Consider the following 17,152-nt stretch of genomic DNA (forward strand, 5'->3'; position numbering starts at 1 on the left):
GAGCAGGCCAACGGTATCGACGAGATGAGCCAGGCCGTCGCCCATCTCGACGAGATGACCCAGCAGAACGCCGCCCTCTCCGAGCAGAGCGCGGCCTCGGCCGGCTCCCTCTCCAGCCGCATCGAGCAGCTCAACGCCCTCGTCGCAGCGTTCAAGACCGGGCGCGAGACTGCGGTGCCGCGTGCGCCCGTCCCGGCCGCTTCCGAGCCGGAGCGTTTGCGCCAGCTCGCGGAAGCCGCCTTCAATCCATCGCGGCGCCCGGTCGCCGCGGACGCGCGGCCGGCGCCCGCCAAGCGCGCGGTCAATGCCCGCAACGGCAGCACGGGCTGGGAGGAGTTCTAGCTCCCCCGACCGCCGGTCTCCAAGACGCCTCCTGATCCGTGTCAGGAGGCGTTCCGCTCCAGGCTCGCCGACAGTTCCGGCTTCACGTTCAGCGTCTGGAACACCACACAGTAGCGCTCGGTCAGCTTGAGCAGCGTGTCGAGCTTTTCCTGCGGCGCATCGGTCTCGACGTCGAAGAACAGGCGGATCGCCTTGAAGCCGACGGCTGCATCCCTGGCCACGCCAAGCGTGCCGCGGAAGTCGAGATCGCCCTCGGCGCGGACCACGCCCTTCCTCAATTCGATCTCGAGCGCGGTCGCGACCGCCTTCAGTGTCACGCCGGCGCAGGCGACCAGTGCCTCCAGCAGCATATCGCCGGAGCAGAGCTCGGCGCCCGAGCCGCCGGTGGCGGGATGCAGGCCGGCGAGCGCGACGGCGCGGCCGGTCTCGACCTTGCAGGCGATATGCTGGTCGTCGAGTTCGCCATGAGCCTTGAGCGTGATGATCGCGGCTTCGGGGTTGGCCCGGTATTCGTCCTTGAGGGGGGCCTGCAAGGCGCGCAGCGCGGTGATGTCCATGAGATTCGAGCCTCTCGTTCGTCCTGAAGATCGCTTGTACGGCTGATAGGCCGAAGTCGGACCGCCAGCCAGTCCCGGCCGCTGCGATGCGGCCTGACTACCACCACATGCCGGCGGTCTCGACCGCCTTCTCCTGATTCGGCACCTCGTCGCGGAACGAGCGGTCGAGCGCGCGCAAAGCTTCGCGCTTCGTCGCCTCGAATGCCGGCGAAAGCCGGTCACGCGGGCGGGCAAGCGGGTTGTCGAACTCGTCGAAGATGCGACCCGGGCTAGGCTGCATCACCACGATGCGATCGGCGAGCATTACAGCTTCCTCGACATCATGCGTGACCATGACGACCGTCGGCCGACTCTCCTGCCAGAGCGCCAGCAGATGACCATGCAGACTCGACCGCGTCGTCGCGTCGAGGGCCGAGAAGGGTTCGTCCATCAGCAGAAGCTTGGGCCGGGCGACGAGGGCACGAGCGATGGCGACGCGCTGCTGCTGGCCGCCGGAGAGTTCGCGCGGCCAGCGCTTCTCGTGGCCGGCCAGGCCGACGCGGACCAGCGCATTGGTGACCAGTCCCTCGCGTTCGAAAGCGGAGAGATGCGCGAGGCCGAAGCCGACATTCTCGGCGACGCTGAGCCAGGGGAAGAGCCGCGGCTCCTGGAAGATGACGCCGACATCGGCACGCGGCTCGGCGATCGCCTTGCCATCAAGACGCATCGCGCCCTCGCTCGGCCGGTCGAGCCCGGCGACGAGACGCAGCAAGGTGGTCTTGCCGCAGCCCGAGCCGCCGAGCAGGGCAACGATCTCGCCGCGCCCGACATCGAGCGTGATCGCCGACAGAGCGCGCGTGCCGTCGGCATAGGTTTTGGAGAGCCGGTCGAAACTCAGCACGGTAGCAGCCTTCAAAGCTTGTCGCGCGCCGTATCCTGCCAGGCGAGGAAAGGCCGCGTGATGGCGACGAGCAGACCGTCCGCCAGCTTGCCGAGCACGGCGAAACTGATGATGGCCGCGATGATGGTGTCGGGGCGGCCGAGTTGCTGGCCGTCCACGAGCAGGTAACCCAGCCCCTCGCTCGCTCCCATGATCTCGGCCGCGACCACGAACATGAAGCCGAGGCCGAGCCCGGAACGTAAAGCGGTGATCCAGGCCGGGAGGATCGCCGGCAGGAGGACGCGGCGCACCATGGCGAGACGCGAGAGGCGGAAGACACGGCCGACCTCAACGATCTTGCGGTCGATGCCCTGGATCGCCGCAGCGACGCCGAGATAGACCGGGAAGAAGACGCCGACCGCGATCAGCGCGACTTTCGAGGCCTCGAAAATGCCGAGCCAGAGGATGAAGAGCGGCACCCAGGCGATCGAAGGGATCGCGCGCAGCGCCTGCAAGGCCGGATCGAGCAGGCTGCGGGCGACAGGCAGAGCGCCTGTGACCGCACCGAGCATCGTCCCGGCAAGCGCGCCGAGACCGAAGCCCGCGCCGACCCGCCAGAGCGTCGCTCCCGCATGGGTCAGAAGCTCCCCCGAGGCGGCGAGGCCCCAGAGGGTGCGCCCGACGACACTGGGCGGCGGCATCAATCGACCATTGGCGATGCCGGCCGCGACCAGCCACTCCCAGAGAATGGCCAGCACGACCGGTAGGACGAAGCCGGCGATCGCGAGCCCGTAGGAACGGCGCGGGGCGGCGGGGCGCCGCTCCGGCCCGTCGATGGCGGCTGCGATCTCCAGGACGCTCATCGCTTTGGCTTGCCCGTCAGTTGGTGGCGGCGAAGCGCCGGTCGAGCAGCGCGTCGACGGCGGCCTTCACATCGGTCGTGGCCGGCAGAACGCCCGCATCCTTCAGCGCCAGGCCGGCAGCGGTGATGCCGTCGATCTGAGCCTGGCCGATCGTGGAATGCGTCAGTTCGGTGCGGGTGAGCTGGCGCTCGATCACGGCGTCGGAGAGCTTGGTCGCGTCGACCAGAACCTTCTTGACCTCGGCCGGATTGGTAAGGGCATAGGCGCGCGCCTGCTCGTAGGCCGCCAGCACCTTCTTCACCAGCGCAGGATTCTCGTTGGCGAACGCCTCGCGGACATTGAGAATGCCCCAGGTGTTGTCCTCGGGCTTGCGGTAGAACAGCTTCGCGCCGCTTTCGACCTCGGCTGCCGCCATCATCGGGTCGAGCCCGGCCCAGGCATCGACGTCGCCGCGCTCCAGCGCGAGACGGCCATCGGCATGCTGGAGCAGGACGAGCTTGACGTCCTTCTCGGTCAGCTTGGCATCGGCCAGCGCCCGGACGAGGAAGATATGCGGATCGGTGCCGCGAGTGACAGCGACGCGCTTGCCCCTGAGGTCGGCGACCTTGGTGATCTCGCTCCTGGCGCCGGTGACCAGTGCCGTCCATTCCGGCCGGGAATAGACGTAGATCGACTTGATCGGGTTGCCGTTGATCTTGCCGATCAGAGCGGCGGCACCTGCGGTCGAGCCGAAATCGATCGAACCGGCATTCAGGAATTCGAGCGCCTTGTTCGATCCGGCCGAGAAGACCCACCGGACCTTGATGCCGTCGGCCTCCAGTGCCTTCTCGAGAATGCCGCGCTCCTTCAGCAGAAGGCTGACAGGGTTGTAGGTCGCGTAGTCGAGCCGGATTTCCCTGGGGGCCTGCGCGAAGGCCGGCGCGGCGAGGCCGGCAACGGCAACGAAAGCGAGCGCAAGGCGGCGGGTGACGCTGATCATGGGGCTTATCCCTCTGTCGATGATGCGAGGGATCGGGACGAGTGGCGTCCCTGGCCCCACGCTTTAGCTGCACTTGTTTCGCGCCCGCAAGCTGGTGGCTCAAATCGGCGCGTATCCGACCTTTAGGTCCAATCGTTCTATTTGTCAAACAACACATTATGAAGCGTCTTTTTTTATAATTTACATTGTTTATCGTTTAAATTTATCCTCTCTCCTGCCGTCTCCTCATGTTACGAGAAGCGATGCCTCCCGGAACGGAGCCTACGTGACCGCGCCTCCCGCCAAGCCCGCCCTGTCGCTCGCCGAGATGCTGCACAGCCCCGAGGCCGGGATAGAACGGCTGTTCGCGACGATCAGCCGGCGGGACAAGGCGCAGATGCGGCAAGCTCTCGTCACCGGACTGAGACAGGTGCTCGACGAGGGGCACGCTTCGGCGCGGACGATCCTGTCAGGCGCCCGCGGCGGACTTGCCTGTGCACATCGGCTCTCGGCGGTGACGGATGCCGTGGTGCGGGCGCTGCACAGCGCCGCGACCAGCTATTTCTACCCGGCCGACAACCCCTCGCAATCGGAGCGGATCGCGGTCGTCGCCGTCGGTGGCTACGGGCGCGGCACACTGGCTCCAGGCTCGGATGTCGACCTGCTCTTCCTGTTCCCTCACAAGCAGACGGCCTGGGGCGAGAGCGTGGTCGAATCCATGCTCTATCCGCTCTGGGACCTGAAGCTGAAGACCGGCCATTCGGTGCGCTCGATCGACGATTGCGTGCGCGAGGCCCGCGCCGACATGACAATCCGCACCGCCCTGCTGGAAGCGCGCTTCCTCGTGGGAGACCGCCCGCTATTCGAGGAGATGGTCCGCCGTTTCGAGGCCGAGGTGGTCGAGGGCACGGCGCCCGCCTTCACCGAGGCCAAGCTCGCCGAACGCGAGCTCAGGGTGCAGCGGGCCGGCGCCTCCCGCTATCTGGTCGAGCCGAACGTCAAGGACGGCAAGGGGGGCCTGCGCGATCTCAACACGCTATTCTGGATCGCCAAATACGCTTACCGCGTCCAGGATGTGCGCGATCTCGTCGAAGCCGGACTGTTCGACGAGCAGGAACTCCAGATGTTCCAGCGCTCGGAGGAATTCCTCTGGCGCGTGCGCTGCTGGCTGCATTTCATCACCGGCCGGGCCGAGGAGCGACTCTCCTTCGATCTGCAGAGGCAGGTCGCGGCGGAGATCGGCTATGCCGGCCGCAGCGGTCAGGCGCCGGTCGAGCGCTTCATGAAAGCCTACTTCCTGATCGCCAAGGATGTCGGCGACCTCACCGCCATCGTCTGCGCCGCATTGGAGGCCCGCCAGCAGAAGCCGCGCGCCAGCATGTCCAGGCTGCTGGGCACCTTCACCAAACGCAAGCGCGAACGCTCGCTCGGCCATGCCGACTTCAAGCTGACGAGCCAACGCCTCGATGTCGTCGACGACAGCGCCTTCGAGCGCGATCCGGTCAATCTGCTGCGGCTCTACGCCATCGCCAGCCGCGAGGACCTCGCCATCCACCCCGATGCGAGCCGGCTGGTGACGCAGTCGCTCAGGCTGGTCACCCCCGGCCTGCGCAACGAGCCGGAAGCCAACCGCATCTTCCTGGAGATCCTGACCGGCCGGCGCTCGCCGGAAGTGGTGCTCAGGCGGATGAACGAATCCGGGCTGCTCGGCCGCTTCGTCCCGGATTTCGGCCGCGTCGTCGCGATGATGCAGTTCAACATGTACCACCACTATACGGTGGACGAGCACCTGATCCGGTCCATGGGCGTCCTGGCCGAAATCGATGCCGGCGTGCTGGAGGCCGAGCATCCGCTCGCCAACGAGATCATGCCGACCATCGCCAACCGGCGCGCGCTCTATGTCGCGCTCTTCCTGCACGACATCGCCAAGGGCCGGGCCGAGGACCATTCGATCGCCGGGGCGCGGATCGCCCGCAAGCTCGGCCCGCGCTTCGGCCTCACGCCCGCGCAGACGGAGACCGTCGCATGGCTTGTCGAACATCATCTGGATATGTCGACGGTGGCGCAGAGCCGCGACCTCGGCGACCCCAAGACGATCGAAAGCTTTGCCGCGACCGTGCAGACGCTGGAGCGCCTGAAGCTTCTGCTCGTCCTCACCGTCGCCGATATCAAGGCTGTCGGACCCGGCGTCTGGAACGGCTGGAAGGGGCAGTTGCTGCGCACCCTCTACTACGAGACCGAACTCGTTCTCACCGGCGGTCATTCGGCTGTCGAACGCAAGGCGCGCGTCGCCACGAAGCAGGATGAGTTGCGCCGGCGGCTACCTGACTGGAAGGAGGCCGAGCGCGAGGCCTATGTGGCGCGCCACTACCCGGCCTACTGGATCAAGGTCGATCCGGAGCAGCAGGAAAAGCACGCGCGCTTCCTGCGCGAGGCGGAGCGCGCAGGACGGACCACGGCGACCATTGTCGAGACGGATCAGTTCCGCGGCGTGACGGAACTCACCGTGCTTGCGCCCGACCATCCACGCCTGCTCGCCATCGTCACCGGCGCCTGCGCCGCGGCCGGCGGCAATATCGTCGACGCTCAGATCTTCACCACCAGCGACGGCCTGGTGCTGGATACGATCTCGGTCTCGCGCGCCTTCGACCGCGACGACGACGAATTGCGACGGGCCGGGCGCATCGCCGCGGCCATCGAGCGGGCGCTGAAAGGCGAGATCAAGATCGCCGATCTCGTGGCGCAGCGCCGCGCGCCGCCGCCGCGCGGCCAGACCTTCCAGGTCGAGCCCGAAATCATCATCGACAACGTGCTCTCGGCGCGCCACACCGTGCTGGAGGTGTCGGGCCTCGACCGACCGGGCCTGCTCTACGATCTCACCACGGCGATCGGGAAGCTCAACCTCAACATCGCCTCGGCGCATATCGCGACCTTCGGGGAGAAGGCGGTCGACGTGTTCTACGTCACCGACCTGACCCATGCGAAGATCGTCTCGACCGGGCGTCAACTGACGATCCGCAAGGCGCTGCTCGACGTCTTCAAATCAGAGGCGGAGAAGCCGGCCCCTATAAAGGCGAAAATGCCGGCCCGCGCTTGATTTAAACGACCATAAGGCCGATATCCGGCTCGAACGCGGCAGCACCCCGGCACAACCGGCTTTGGCCCCACCCGGGCGGCGCAGCCAGCCACGAAAGGGACGTGACGATAAAATGACGCAGAACCCTGCGACGGAAGATCCGAACCTCGAAGCCGGCGCGGACGCGCCCGAGCAGGCGGCCAACACCGAGGCAGGCCTCGCGACGCAACTCGCCAAGCTCCAGACCGAACGCGACGACCTCAAGGACAAGCTGCTGCGCACGCTTGCCGAAATGGAGAATCTGCGCCGGCGCACCGAGCGCGAGATTGCCGATGCCAAGGCCTATGCGGTCACCAGCTTCGCGCGCGACATGCTCGGCTCCTCCGACAACCTGCGCCGGGCACTGGAAAGCATACCGGCAGATGCGATGAAGGCGGCCGATGCCGCCACGAAGGCGCTGCATGAAGGTGTCGAGCTGACCGAACGCGAATTGCTCAAGACCCTGGAGCGCCACGGCGTACGCCAGATCGACCCCCAGGGCGAGAAATTCGACCCCAACCTGCATCAGGCGATGTTCGAGGCGCCCGACGCCGCGATCGCCAAGGGACTGGTCTCGAAGGTCGTGCAGATCGGCTACAAGATCGGCGAACGCGTCCTGCGCCCGGCTCTGGTCGGCGTCTCCGCCGGCGCACCCAAGGCGCCGGAGCCACCGGCCCACGAACCCACCCAGCACTGACGCCGTGTTCGAGGCCGCCGGCGTCGCCATTTTCGCGCTGACCGGCGCCCTCGTCGCGGCCCGCAAGGGCATGGACCCGTTCGGCTTCATCCTGCTGGCGACCGTCACCGGCGTCGGCGGCGGAACCTTGCGTGATGTCCTGCTCGGGCGCGGGATTTTCTGGGTACGCGATCCCAACGACGTCATCGTCTGCACCCTGGTCGCGCTCAGCGCCTGGACGCTGGCCTATTTCAGGCCCGGCGTCCTCGAAGGGTGGGCCGGCCGCAAGCTGCTGATCTGGGCCGATGCCGCCGGGCTCTCGCTTTTCGCCGTCATCGGCACGCTCAAGGGCCTCGACGCCGCCGTGCCGGTGCTCTCGGCCGTCGCGCTCGGCGCGATGACCGCGACCTTTGGCGGCATTCTGCGCGACATCCTGGCCGGCGACCGGCCGATGGTGCTGTGGAGCCGCGATTTCTACGTCACCGCCGCAACAGCCGGCGCCGCGATGACGGCGCTGCTCGTCGGGCTCGGCCTCTCCGGCCCGATCGTGATGTTCGGGGGCCTTGCAGCCTGCTTCGGCCTGCGGGCCGGCTCGCTGCTGTTCGGCTGGTCCTTCCCGAACCTGCCGCGCAAGCCGGCCGACTAGGGTTTCGGCTTCGTCACGCGCCTCAGCGTCAGGTTGATCCGCCCGCCCTCCGGCAGCAGCGTTGAGGAACCCGTCAGGATGCGGTCGATGCCGTGATAGGCCAGCCGCGCCTCGCCACCGAAGAGCAGCACGTCGCCGGAGGCGAGCTTGAGCGAGGTGGTCTTGCCGCCGCGGGTCGTGCCACCGATACGGAAAAGCGCGGCGTCGCCGAGCGAGACCGACAGGACCGGCGCATCGAAATCCTGCTCGTCACGGTCCTGATGCAGGCCCATCTTGGCGCCGGCCGTATAGAAATTGACGAGGCAGGCCTCGGGCGGATGCGGATAATCAGCCAGGTCCCGCCAGAGATCGAGCAGCGGCGCCGGCATGATCGGCCAGGGCTCGCCGGTTTCGGGATGCTCGGGCTGATAGCGATAGCCATTGATGTCCGAAACCCAGCCGAGCGAGCCGCAATTGGTCATGCGGACCGAGAAGGGCTTGCCGGTCTTCGGCATGCGCGGCTGGAAGAACGGCGCCTTGCGCGCCACGGCCCTGAGTTCCGCCACCAGCGCCGCCTGCTCCTCCGGCGCCAACCGGCCTGGCCAGTGGATGACGCCCGGCGCGACCGTGACGCGGGTCATGGTCAGAGCGCGTCGAGGCCGAGCACGTCGGCCATCGAATAGAGGCTAGGCTGACGCCCCCTGCCCCAGAGCGCGGCCTTGACGGCGCCTTGCGCGAAGAGGCTGCGGTCCTCGGCGACATGGGCGAGCTCGAGCCGCTCGCCGACGCCAGCGAAGATGACCTTGTGATCGCCAATGACGGTGCCGCCGCGCAGAGCGGCGAAGCCGATCGTGCCGGGCTCGCGCGCACCGGTGATGCCGTCGCGGCCGGCAACGCGGGTCGTCGCGAGATCGACGGCGCGCCCCTCGGCCGCCGCCTCACCGAGCAGCACGGCCGTACCGGAGGGAGCATCGACCTTCATGCGGTGATGCATCTCGACGATCTCGATGTCCCAGTCGGTGCCGAGCGTCGTCGCGACCTTGCGCACCAGCGCCGCGAGCAGATTGACGCCGAGGCTCATGTTGCCGGAGCGGATGATCGGAGCCCGCTTCGCCGCCTCGGACAGCTCAGCCAGATGCGCGGGCTCCAGCCCGGTCGTGCCGACGACATGCAGGATGCCGACCTTGGCCGCCAGCCTGGCGAAGGCGACCGTCGCATCCGGCGCGGTGAAGTCGAGGACGCCATCAGCGGAAGCGAAGGCCGCAGCCGCATCGCTCGTCACTTTGACGCCTGATGCCGGCAAGCCGGCGAGAATCCCCGCATCCTCTCCGAGCGCTGCCGAGCCTGGGCGCTCGATGGCAGCCACGAGGGTGCAGCCCTCGGCCTGATCGATGGTGCGGATCAACATTTTGCCCATCCGTCCGGCGGCACCGACGACGACGAGACGCATATCACTCATGGAAGGCAGGCTCCGGGCTGGCTCTGTTCGCCAGTAGCGCAATACCCCCGGCTTCGCCAGCGGAACACCCGAAAGCCGCGCAAAGCAAAACGGCCGGGTCGCCCCGGCCGTCTGTCATATTCTCACGCTGCCGGCGCTCAGGCCGCCTGCTGGATGCCCGAGAGCTTCCAGGCGCCACCGCGCTCACGGACGAAGGTCCAGTACTCGCTGACCTCCTGGGTCTGCGTGGCACTGCCGTCGACGATCTTGCCGGACTTGCGGTCATAGAGCGCATTGATCAGGCTGAAACGCATCGCGACGGTCGCGTAGTCGGCATCGCCCTCACGCCAGGCTTGCGACAGGTCGCCCTGCAGCAGCTTGACGTCGGAGACACGGTCGGCGACGCCGCGACGGGCGTTGTCGCTCAGGTCCTCGTCGAAATAGCCGAACATCTCGGGCGTCGTACGCTGGCGCAGGCCCGCCTCATCCTCGTTCGAGTAGGCGGTGTTGATCTCGCCGAGCAGGCGCTCGAACGCGTTGAAATCGTCACCGGCAAGCTCGATCGGCTGCGGCTGCACGGCAGCAGCGGCGGCACCGCCGCCGAAGCCGCCCATGCGGGCGGCGGCAGGCTGCGGCTGCGGCGCGTCATAGCCCTGGCGGGCATAAGGCGCACCCGCGCCGGCAAGCTGCGGCTCGGAGCGGCGACGGAAGAAGCGGATGGCGAGCATGATGATGCCGGCGATCAAGCCGATCTGCAGCAGGAAGCCGAGCATACCGGCGAGTGAGGCCAGCCCGCCGAAGAAGCCCGAGCCCGACAGCATACCGAACAGGCCCGCGCCGAGCAGACCGGCGCCGATGCCCATCATCATGTTGCGCGCGAAGGACGGGCGGGCGGCCTGCGCAGCCGCGCCAGCGGCCGACGGACCAGCCATCGACGGCGAGGCCGGAGCGGAGCGCTGGAACGTCTGGGCGCCACCCGGCGTCGTATTGGTCGAGGGCGGCGCGCTATTGGTGAACGACCCACGGCTGCCCGAGCTGCGGCCACCGCCCGGGCGGGCTTCGGCAACGAGCGGCACGAGCACCAGGGCCCCGGCGACGAGGGCGACGGCACGTCCACGACGGGCGAGCGAAATCAGAGACATTGTTCCTCCCGGAGCCCACCATGGGCCCACGGGCGCCAATATGGAGAGAGCCCGCATTCCACGCAAGACCTCACCGGCTAACAGGCTGAAATCCATAACCATTTCAAATCAGTGCATAATCATTCGTTGCGATCGGCCCGATATGGTAAACTCCAGAGCGGCCTCGCGATGCGAGGCGCGGGGAGAGCGCCATGACCGGATCCGGACCGAGGCCTCACCGACACCGCGTGCTGCGCTGGATGCTCGCGCTCGCCGTCCTATTCCTTTTGAGCGAAGCCGCCGCAGCCGGGGAGCCGGCCGTCGCACTGGACAAGCCGCGCCTCGCCCAGGCGCCGGAACCGCTCTGCTTCTGCTGGAACGACGGTCGCAAGATCACGGAAGGAGCGATGTCCTGCATCAGGACCACGCAGGGGCGGCGCGTCGCGACCTGCGGACGGGTGGTCAACATGATGTCGTGGCAGATAACGGAAACCGCCTGCCCGGAAAGCTGAACGCGCCGGCCTGACGCTAGCCGCTCCAACAGAAACGCCGCCGGGACTCCTTCCCGGCGGCGTTGTTTTCATTGCTCTTGTGGTCCTAGCGACTTCGAGACTGACCCGTTGTCAGAACGCTCCCAGAACGATCGCCATCATGAAAACGAATGCCGCACCCATGATCAATCGGTCGAGACGTAGCGTGACACTCATCACACCCTCCTGTGTCATTGACCTGTCGTGGAAGCTACCAGAACTGACGAAGGCCGCAAGGGGGCGGCATCGTGGCGGCATCGGGATGCAGGCAAGATCATCCTTAATCACCCGTTAAACCATTGATTAGATTTGGGGATATTTCTGGCTGCGAAATTTCGTCGCGAGTCGTCTCCACCGCTCCGCCACGGCTTCGCCATGGTTCGACCTGCGATCCCCGCGCACTGTTCTTGCCGACATCCGCGACAGGGCCGGCAGCGGCGGAAGCTATCCCGGTTAAGGCCGGGAACCGCTCATTAAGGCGCGATTCACCACCGCACCAAAGTTAATCCGCCTGTGGCGGCCTGGACGCAGTCGGTTGAGAAACCGTTCACCAAGCGGTTCGCATTTGAATGGTCATGCGACGCGCTCATCTCGCCCTCATCGCACTCGGCATCGTCGGCGCAACCGGCCTTGCGGGCTGCGGCAAGTTCCAGAAGCCCCAGCGCGCCGCCTGGCGCGACCAGGCGGAAGCGGCCTGCATGGCGTCCCGCCAGGTGCAGATCTCGTCCTATGTCAGTCTGCGCGGCAAGGCGATCGACGGGCCGGGCACCTGCGGCATGCAGCAGCCGCTCAAGGTCTCCGCCTTCTCGGGCGGCGGCATCGGGCTGACCAGCTCGGCCACTCTCTCCTGCCCCGTGGTCGCGACCACCGACAAGTGGCTGGCCGAAGTCGTGCAGCCGGCTGCGATGAACGTGCTCGGCGCCCAGGTCATCGAATTGCGGGCCGGCTCGTATTCATGCCGGGCGATGAACAACGGCACGGGAACGTCACGCACCTCGGAGCATGCCTTCGGCAATGCCGTCGACGTCTTCTCCTTCCGGCTCAACGACAACCGCGTGATCACGGTCAAGGACGGCTGGCGCGGCTCGCCCGAGGAGCAGAACTTCCTGCGCGAGGTCTTCGTCGGCGCCTGCGAACATTTCTCGACGGTGCTCGGCCCCGGGGCCGATCCGCTGCATTACGACCATTTCCATATCGACCTGGCCCGCCATGCCAAGGGCCGGCACATCTGCAAGCCGGTGATCAAGTACACGCCGAACTACAACCTGCCACCGCCGGACCCGACACGCCCCTATTCGTCGGCCCAGACGCTGCCGCGCGGTTCGGCGCCGAGCGCCGGCACCGTGGTCGCGGGCGGCGGATTGCTCCGCCAGCCGAGCGACGGGCTGCGGCCGCCCGGCGCGGTCCAGGGCGGCTATCCCGTGGCAAGCTACGCCCAGGGCCAGTCTGGTGGTCTCGACGCGCAACAGCGCTTCCTGGAGCAGTACGACGCGCGCCAGCAGCGGGGACGCTACCAGCCGCAGCCCTTGCCGAGCGAGAGTCGCGGGCCGCTCGCATTGCCGGGCGCCGTCGAGCCATCGGAGGAAGAGGCCACCCTCGGTGATGGCGGCGGCTCCGGCGTCATGGACCAGCAGGGCTCCGAGGAGGCCTTGCCGATCAACGCCCGGAACGATCCCTTCGCCTATAGCTCGGGGCGCGTACCGCCCCGGCGCTAGACCGACGGTTCAGCGCGAGACCAGAACCTGCCGGCATTCCGGCGGCAGGGCATCGAGGGACATCGGCGGCTTCGGCTTGGGTTTCGGCCCGGGCTTCGGCTTCGGCGGATTGAAGATCGCGTTGTGCTGGCGTTCGATCCAGCCGCTGAGCTCGGCGCCGCAGCCATCGCCGAAATTCGGCGGCTCCTGGCCCTGGCAACTCGCCATCCCGGCAGGACAGGCCAGCCTGATATGGAAATGGTAGTTGTGGCCCCAGATCGGCCGCACCTTCTCCAGCCAGCTCTTGTCGGCACCGGCCTCGCGGCAGAGCGCGACCTTGAGCGCCGGATTGACGAAGATGCGCTCGACCTTGGGCTCAGCCGCGACAGCGCGGATCAACCGGGTATGGGCCGGTGTCCAGTTCCGGGGCTCGACGTCCCGCCAGTCCGAGCGAGCCATGTTGACCGCCGGCATGTTCTCGCGCTGCGAGCGGTCGAGCCGGCCGCGCGGCATGGGCGTCAGCCAGACATCGGCATCGAGCCCGATCTGGTGCGAGGCATGGCCGGTCAGCATCGGGCCGCCGCGCGGCTGCGACATGTCACCGACGAGCAGGCCGGCCCAGCCGGTGATACGCGGTACGTCTCGTGCGAGCTTCTCCAGATAATCGACCAGAGCCGGATGGCCCCAGTTGCGATTGCGGTTGAGGCGCATGACCTGCCAGCTCGGGCCATCGACCGGCAGTTCCGCCGCACCCGCAAGGCAGCCGCGTGCATAGGAACCGATGGCGCGGGCCTGCATGTTGGCTGGCCCCGTTTTCTGGCCAAAGAGGGAACGGGCGGCATCGGGCCAGGCTGCGATATTCGCGGCTCGGGTCTTCGCCTCCTGGTCTGCCGTGGACTGGGCCCGGCCTGCGGCTGGCAGAAGGGCGAGCGGCGCCAGAAGAGCCGCGATTCGGGAGATGCTGCGCATATCCGGAGAATCGCCGCTACGTACCGTGCGGGTCAAGCATGACAGGAAACACCGGCGCCTCCGGCAGCCGGCCTCGCGGCAATCATCCCGGTGTGCCGCAGCGGAACCGGGAGTTCGCAGCCGGCGTTTCCCGCTAGACCTCGCCCGACACGGGCATCGATCTACGGGAGTTCGCCATGTCTACCGTGCTCATCATCGTGCTGCTCATCCTGCTTCTCGGCGGCGGCGGCTACTACGGCCATCGCAGCTACGGGACGGCAGGACTGGGCGGCGTGCTCGGCCTCGTGATCGTAATCGTGCTGATCCTGTGGCTGCTCGGCGCCATCGGCGGCGCGCGGGTCGCCTGATCGGGAACTGTCGCAACCGGTCAGGCCACGTCAGGCCGACCAGTTGCGCCAGGTCCGGCGACAATCTTGGCGCAGACAGACAAGAGCGCGGCAGGACCGAGATAGGGCAAGGCAGACAACAGCGCCCCTCGAAAGCCGCCATCGGCCGCGGCGGCATGCGCGACCTGGCTGCGCTCTTCCTCCGTCAGATCGATCGCCACCGGTATCCCCCTCGGGCCGCGGCGAAGCTCCGTCGAGCTTAGATGCGGCGCTCCCAGACCGCGATGGCGGCCGCCAGATCCTCGAGGGCGACGCCGACCGACTTGAACAGCGTGATGCCGCCGCCCTCGACCAGGCCGGCGATCCGGCCATGGCAGAGATCGGCGAGCGTGCCAGCGACCTGGTCTGCACTGTAACTGCCTTCGGCAATCGCGACGGCGACGTCACCGCCTTCATCGATCGCCTTGCCGGAGTCGACGATCACGCGGGCGCGGTGCAGGGCATCGGCATCGGCCTCGCGCATCTGCATGGTGAAGCCGCCGATCAGGTCGAGATGGGCCTCGCGCTTCAACCAGTGGCCGTGAATCAAGGGTTCGGTGGCGTTGGTGGCGCAGGAGATGATGTCGGCGGTGCGGGCTTCGCCTTCGAGATCGGTGGTGGCGCGGGCCTCGATGCCCTCCCGGGCCAGCTCGGCCACGGTGGCCTCGGCCGCTTCGGGGCGCCGCGCCCAGATCGCGATTTCGGTGAGCGGACGGACCGAGCGATGCGCCTTGATGATAAAGGGTGCGAGCGCGCCGGCTCCGACCATCAGCATGCGGCTGGATTCGGGGTTCGACATGTAGCGCGAGGCCAGGGCCGAGGCCGCGGCCGTGCGCCAGGTCGTCAGCCGGTTGCCGTCCATCACGGCGAGCGGCTTGCCGCTCGTGCCGTCCATCAGGAGATAGGCGCCCATGACGCCCGGCAGGTTGCGCTTGCCGTTGCCGAAGAAGACCGAGACAATCTTGGTGCCGATATAGGGACTGGCGACATCCGGCCCGCTCCAGGCGGGCATGGTCAGCAGGATGGCATCGGTCTCGTCTGGCCGCTGGATCGCGTATTGGCCGCGCTTGGGTGCGATGACCTCGCTGCGGAAGGCGTCGTCGAGAATGTCGATCAGGCCGGGGTAATTCAGGGCCGCGTCGATCTCGGCCACGTCGAAAAGTCGCATCAATTCCGTCCGTTGGTCAGTGCCGGCAGCGCGGAGTCGGGCACGGCGGAGCGCAGCGCCTGGGTTTCGGAACGCAGCGCCTCCGCCTCGCGACGGTTGCGGCGCGCCGCCTTGCGGTGCTTGCCCTGCGCGATCCAGGATGCCAGACCGCCGACGAGGACGCCGATGGCGATCGCCGCGAGCACCACTGCGAAGAGCGGCAGCTCGATCGAGAACATCGGCAGGTCACGGCTGAAAGGGTCGAGCGAAACGCGCACCATGCCGCGATTGGCGACAGAGAACAGCACGATCACCAGCGCGACGGGAACCAGCACCAGCGCCTTGAAGAAGGCCTTCATCGGGTTTGTACCCTTTGCATTTGCGAGCCCTCATCCTGAGAAGCAAGCCGACAGGCCTGTGTCTTGAAGGATGCTCCAGATGCTACCAGAACCTCCTGGATCATCCTTCGAGACGCCACTAGCGCGGCCCTCAGGATGAGGGCTGGAGTTGGACCCAGCCTTGGAAACGCCTGCGATCAGTCCTTGCCGTTGAGGCGCAGCCGCAGCTCCTTGCCCGTCTTGAAGACGGGGACGAATTTCTCCTCGACCTCCACCGCGTCGCCCGTGCGGGGATTGCGGCCGATGCGGGCCGAGCGGCCCTTGCGCGAGAAGGCGCCGAAGCCGCGCAGCTCCACCCGGTCGCCCCGCGCCAGCGCTTTCACGATCTCGTCCAGGATAGCCGAGACGATGTTCTCGATGTCGCGCTGATAGAGGTGGGTGTTGCGGTCGGCGATCCGCTGAACGAGTTCGGACTTAATCATCGCTGGAGTATAACCATTTGTATCAACATCACTTTTCAGCGGCAGGCTGCCAGAGCGCCAAGGGCGCGTCAAGCCGCAAGCCGACCGGCTGGTCCGCCGCCCGCGCGATCGTCGCGGCGAGCGCATCGAGCCCGGCACCGCGGGCCATAGCCTCCGCAAAGCTCCAGAGGCCAAGCGACGAGGATTCGCTACGCCGACGCCAGTCGCGAACCTTCAGGTCCTTGGCGACACTCTTCTCGCGCTCCATCCAGGCGATCGCCTCCGGCTCGCCGCCGATCTGATCGACGAGCTTGAGGGCCACGGCCTGGCGGCCGGAATGGACGCGGCCGTCCGAGACCGTGGCCACCTCGCCCTCGGCGAGATGGCGCCGGTCGCGCACCATGTCCTTGAACCAGGTGTAGTTGTCGTTGACGACGCGCTGCAGCGCCTCGCGCGCCTCCGGCGAGGTCGGCTCGAAACCGCTCGGCGCCGCCTTCAACGGGCTCGACTTGATCGACTCGACCTTGACGCCGACCGTGTCGAGCAGGTTCGAGACGTTGGGGAACTGGAAGAGCACGCCGATCGAGCCGACGAGGGAGGTCTGGCGGGCGACGATGCGGTCCGCCCCCATCGCGGCGATATAGCCGCCCGACGCGGCGACGCCGTCGACCACCGCAACCATCGGCTTCTTCGCGGCGAGCTGGCGCAAAGCCGTATGCAATGCCTCGGAGCCCGAGGTCGTACCACCGGGGCTGTCGACGCGGAGCACGACGGCGGAGACCGACTTGCTGTCCTCGACCGACTTGATCAGGTCGAGCGTGCGGCGATCGCCGGAGATGAAGCCGGAAATGGTAATGCGCGCGATATGGGCGCTCGACAGGCTGGCAGGGCCGTCGCCCTTCCAGGCGAAGCCGGCGACCACCGCCGCGACGATCACGCCCAGCACGGCGAGCACGCGCCAGAGCGTCAGCTTGCGGCGCAGGCTGCGGCGGTCTGCGAGCAGATCGGCATCGGACGACATCGGTTACTCCTGGCGGCTGCGGGTCCGTGATGTAGACCCGCAGGGCCGGCCGGGCAAGGCGCGAGGCGCCGTC

Annotated in this window: 19 protein-coding genes and 1 pseudogene; 7 read left to right on the forward strand and 13 right to left on the reverse strand. The window is 67.4% G+C overall.

Annotated elements, in window-relative coordinates; all coding sequences use genetic code 11:
* Window positions 1-342, forward strand: a pseudogene (locus tag J0I42_RS17875) (hypothetical protein); the annotation flags it as partial.
* A gap of 41 nt (window positions 343-383) precedes the next feature.
* Here the strand turns inward: J0I42_RS17875 and J0I42_RS17880 are convergent.
* The 4 genes from J0I42_RS17880 to J0I42_RS17895 form a co-directional block, all read right to left on the reverse strand.
* A complete protein-coding gene (locus J0I42_RS17880) occupies window positions 384-899 on the reverse strand; it encodes an OsmC family protein (RefSeq protein WP_291656737.1) in 516 nt (171 codons plus the stop codon).
* Window positions 900-996: 97 nt separating this feature from the next.
* Window positions 997-1,779: an ABC transporter ATP-binding protein gene (locus tag J0I42_RS17885; RefSeq protein WP_291656739.1), complete on the reverse strand. Its 783-nt coding sequence runs from the start codon at window positions 1,777-1,779 to the stop codon at window positions 997-999.
* An 11-nt stretch (window positions 1,780-1,790) separates the two neighbouring features.
* On the reverse strand, window positions 1,791-2,621 hold the full coding sequence (locus tag J0I42_RS17890; protein WP_291656741.1) for an ABC transporter permease: 831 nt from the start codon (window positions 2,619-2,621) through the stop codon (window positions 1,791-1,793).
* Between the two features lie 16 nt (window positions 2,622-2,637).
* Entirely contained in the window at window positions 2,638-3,600 is a 963-nt protein-coding gene (locus J0I42_RS17895; RefSeq protein WP_291656743.1) for an aliphatic sulfonate ABC transporter substrate-binding protein, read from the reverse strand.
* Window positions 3,601-3,907: 307 nt separating this feature from the next.
* Here J0I42_RS17895 and J0I42_RS17900 point away from each other — a divergent pair, with 307 nt between their 5' ends.
* From J0I42_RS17900 to J0I42_RS17910, 3 genes are all read left to right on the forward strand, one after another.
* The gene (locus J0I42_RS17900; RefSeq protein ID WP_291656880.1) at window positions 3,908-6,676 is read left to right on the forward strand and encodes a [protein-PII] uridylyltransferase; all 2,769 of its coding nucleotides are present in this window, start codon (window positions 3,908-3,910) and stop codon (window positions 6,674-6,676) included.
* A gap of 112 nt (window positions 6,677-6,788) precedes the next feature.
* Window positions 6,789-7,391 (forward strand): nucleotide exchange factor GrpE, encoded by a 603-nt coding sequence (gene grpE / locus J0I42_RS17905; RefSeq protein WP_291656746.1) that lies wholly within the window; start codon window positions 6,789-6,791, stop codon window positions 7,389-7,391.
* Between the two features lie 4 nt (window positions 7,392-7,395).
* Entirely contained in the window at window positions 7,396-8,016 is a 621-nt protein-coding gene (locus tag J0I42_RS17910) for a trimeric intracellular cation channel family protein (RefSeq protein ID WP_291656748.1), read from the forward strand.
* Here the strand turns inward: J0I42_RS17910 and J0I42_RS17915 are convergent.
* From J0I42_RS17915 to J0I42_RS17925, 3 genes are all read right to left on the reverse strand, one after another.
* Complete coding sequence (locus tag J0I42_RS17915; protein ID WP_291656749.1) at window positions 8,013-8,636, reverse strand: alpha-ketoglutarate-dependent dioxygenase AlkB family protein; 624 nt, start codon at window positions 8,634-8,636, stop codon at window positions 8,013-8,015. The genes J0I42_RS17910 and J0I42_RS17915 overlap by 4 nt on opposite strands.
* Window positions 8,637-8,638: 2 nt before the next feature.
* Entirely contained in the window at window positions 8,639-9,445 is an 807-nt protein-coding gene (gene dapB, locus J0I42_RS17920) for a 4-hydroxy-tetrahydrodipicolinate reductase (protein ID WP_291656881.1), read from the reverse strand.
* Window positions 9,446-9,591: 146 nt separating this feature from the next.
* On the reverse strand, window positions 9,592-10,575 hold the full coding sequence (locus tag J0I42_RS17925; protein ID WP_291656751.1) for a Tim44 domain-containing protein: 984 nt from the start codon (window positions 10,573-10,575) through the stop codon (window positions 9,592-9,594).
* 191 nt (window positions 10,576-10,766) lie between these two features.
* Here J0I42_RS17925 and J0I42_RS17930 point away from each other — a divergent pair, with 191 nt between their 5' ends.
* Window positions 10,767-11,066: a hypothetical protein gene (locus J0I42_RS17930; RefSeq protein ID WP_291656752.1), complete on the forward strand. Its 300-nt coding sequence runs from the start codon at window positions 10,767-10,769 to the stop codon at window positions 11,064-11,066.
* A 593-nt stretch (window positions 11,067-11,659) separates the two neighbouring features.
* Window positions 11,660-12,799, forward strand: coding sequence for an extensin-like domain-containing protein (locus tag J0I42_RS17935; protein WP_291656754.1), 1,140 nt, complete (start codon window positions 11,660-11,662; stop codon window positions 12,797-12,799).
* 9 nt (window positions 12,800-12,808) lie between these two features.
* Here the strand turns inward: J0I42_RS17935 and mepA are convergent, their stop codons facing one another.
* Window positions 12,809-13,747 (reverse strand): penicillin-insensitive murein endopeptidase, encoded by a 939-nt coding sequence (gene mepA / locus J0I42_RS17940; protein ID WP_291656756.1) that lies wholly within the window; start codon window positions 13,745-13,747, stop codon window positions 12,809-12,811.
* 176 nt (window positions 13,748-13,923) lie between these two features.
* Here mepA and J0I42_RS17945 point away from each other — a divergent pair, with 176 nt between their 5' ends.
* Window positions 13,924-14,094: a DUF3309 family protein gene (locus J0I42_RS17945; RefSeq protein WP_291656757.1), complete on the forward strand. Its 171-nt coding sequence runs from the start codon at window positions 13,924-13,926 to the stop codon at window positions 14,092-14,094.
* A 20-nt stretch (window positions 14,095-14,114) separates the two neighbouring features.
* Here the strand turns inward: J0I42_RS17945 and J0I42_RS17950 are convergent, their stop codons facing one another.
* From J0I42_RS17950 to sppA, 5 genes are all read right to left on the reverse strand, one after another.
* Window positions 14,115-14,294, reverse strand: a complete 180-nt coding sequence (locus J0I42_RS17950; RefSeq protein WP_291656758.1) for a hypothetical protein — start codon at window positions 14,292-14,294, stop codon at window positions 14,115-14,117.
* A gap of 38 nt (window positions 14,295-14,332) precedes the next feature.
* The gene (gene lhpI, locus J0I42_RS17955) at window positions 14,333-15,280 is read right to left on the reverse strand and encodes a bifunctional Delta(1)-pyrroline-2-carboxylate/Delta(1)-piperideine-2-carboxylate reductase (RefSeq protein ID WP_291656759.1); all 948 of its coding nucleotides are present in this window, start codon (window positions 15,278-15,280) and stop codon (window positions 14,333-14,335) included.
* Window positions 15,280-15,618: a LapA family protein gene (locus tag J0I42_RS17960; protein ID WP_291656760.1), complete on the reverse strand. Its 339-nt coding sequence runs from the start codon at window positions 15,616-15,618 to the stop codon at window positions 15,280-15,282. The genes lhpI and J0I42_RS17960 overlap by 1 nt, the downstream gene beginning before the upstream one ends.
* A gap of 176 nt (window positions 15,619-15,794) precedes the next feature.
* Window positions 15,795-16,079 carry an integration host factor subunit beta gene (gene ihfB / locus J0I42_RS17965; protein ID WP_199085290.1) on the reverse strand — a complete coding sequence of 95 codons (285 nt, stop codon included), beginning with the start codon at window positions 16,077-16,079 and terminating at the stop codon, window positions 15,795-15,797.
* A gap of 28 nt (window positions 16,080-16,107) precedes the next feature.
* Window positions 16,108-17,079: a signal peptide peptidase SppA gene (sppA, locus tag J0I42_RS17970; RefSeq protein WP_291656763.1), complete on the reverse strand. Its 972-nt coding sequence runs from the start codon at window positions 17,077-17,079 to the stop codon at window positions 16,108-16,110.
* Window positions 17,080-17,152: the final 73 nt, after the last annotated feature.

Origin of the sequence: Allobosea sp., assembly GCF_017308015.1 — a bacterium.
GTDB lineage: Bacteria > Pseudomonadota > Alphaproteobacteria > Rhizobiales > Beijerinckiaceae > Allobosea.

Excerpts from the sequence above, each read along its gene's own strand:
- J0I42_RS17880 (WP_291656737.1), bottom strand. The coding sequence starts at position 899 with ATGGACATCACCGCGCTGCGCGCCTTGCAGGCCCCCCTCAAGGACGAA.
- J0I42_RS17890 (WP_291656741.1), bottom strand. The coding sequence starts at position 2,621 with ATGAGCGTCCTGGAGATCGCAGCCGCCATCGACGGGCCGGAGCGGCGC.
- J0I42_RS17895 (WP_291656743.1), bottom strand. The coding sequence starts at position 3,600 with ATGATCAGCGTCACCCGCCGCCTTGCGCTCGCTTTCGTTGCCGTTGCC.
- J0I42_RS17900 (WP_291656880.1), top strand. The coding sequence starts at position 3,908 with ATGCTGCACAGCCCCGAGGCCGGGATAGAACGGCTGTTCGCGACGATC.
- grpE (WP_291656746.1), top strand. The coding sequence starts at position 6,789 with ATGACGCAGAACCCTGCGACGGAAGATCCGAACCTCGAAGCCGGCGCG.
- J0I42_RS17915 (WP_291656749.1), bottom strand. The coding sequence starts at position 8,636 with ATGACCCGCGTCACGGTCGCGCCGGGCGTCATCCACTGGCCAGGCCGG.
- dapB (WP_291656881.1), bottom strand. The coding sequence starts at position 9,445 with ATGCGTCTCGTCGTCGTCGGTGCCGCCGGACGGATGGGCAAAATGTTG.
- J0I42_RS17925 (WP_291656751.1), bottom strand. The coding sequence starts at position 10,575 with ATGTCTCTGATTTCGCTCGCCCGTCGTGGACGTGCCGTCGCCCTCGTC.
- J0I42_RS17930 (WP_291656752.1), top strand. The coding sequence starts at position 10,767 with ATGACCGGATCCGGACCGAGGCCTCACCGACACCGCGTGCTGCGCTGG.
- J0I42_RS17935 (WP_291656754.1), top strand. The coding sequence starts at position 11,660 with ATGCGACGCGCTCATCTCGCCCTCATCGCACTCGGCATCGTCGGCGCA.
- mepA (WP_291656756.1), bottom strand. The coding sequence starts at position 13,747 with ATGCGCAGCATCTCCCGAATCGCGGCTCTTCTGGCGCCGCTCGCCCTT.
- J0I42_RS17945 (WP_291656757.1), top strand. The coding sequence starts at position 13,924 with ATGTCTACCGTGCTCATCATCGTGCTGCTCATCCTGCTTCTCGGCGGC.
- lhpI (WP_291656759.1), bottom strand. The coding sequence starts at position 15,280 with ATGCGACTTTTCGACGTGGCCGAGATCGACGCGGCCCTGAATTACCCC.
- J0I42_RS17960 (WP_291656760.1), bottom strand. The coding sequence starts at position 15,618 with ATGAAGGCCTTCTTCAAGGCGCTGGTGCTGGTTCCCGTCGCGCTGGTG.
- ihfB (WP_199085290.1), bottom strand. The coding sequence starts at position 16,079 with ATGATTAAGTCCGAACTCGTTCAGCGGATCGCCGACCGCAACACCCAC.
- sppA (WP_291656763.1), bottom strand. The coding sequence starts at position 17,079 with ATGTCGTCCGATGCCGATCTGCTCGCAGACCGCCGCAGCCTGCGCCGC.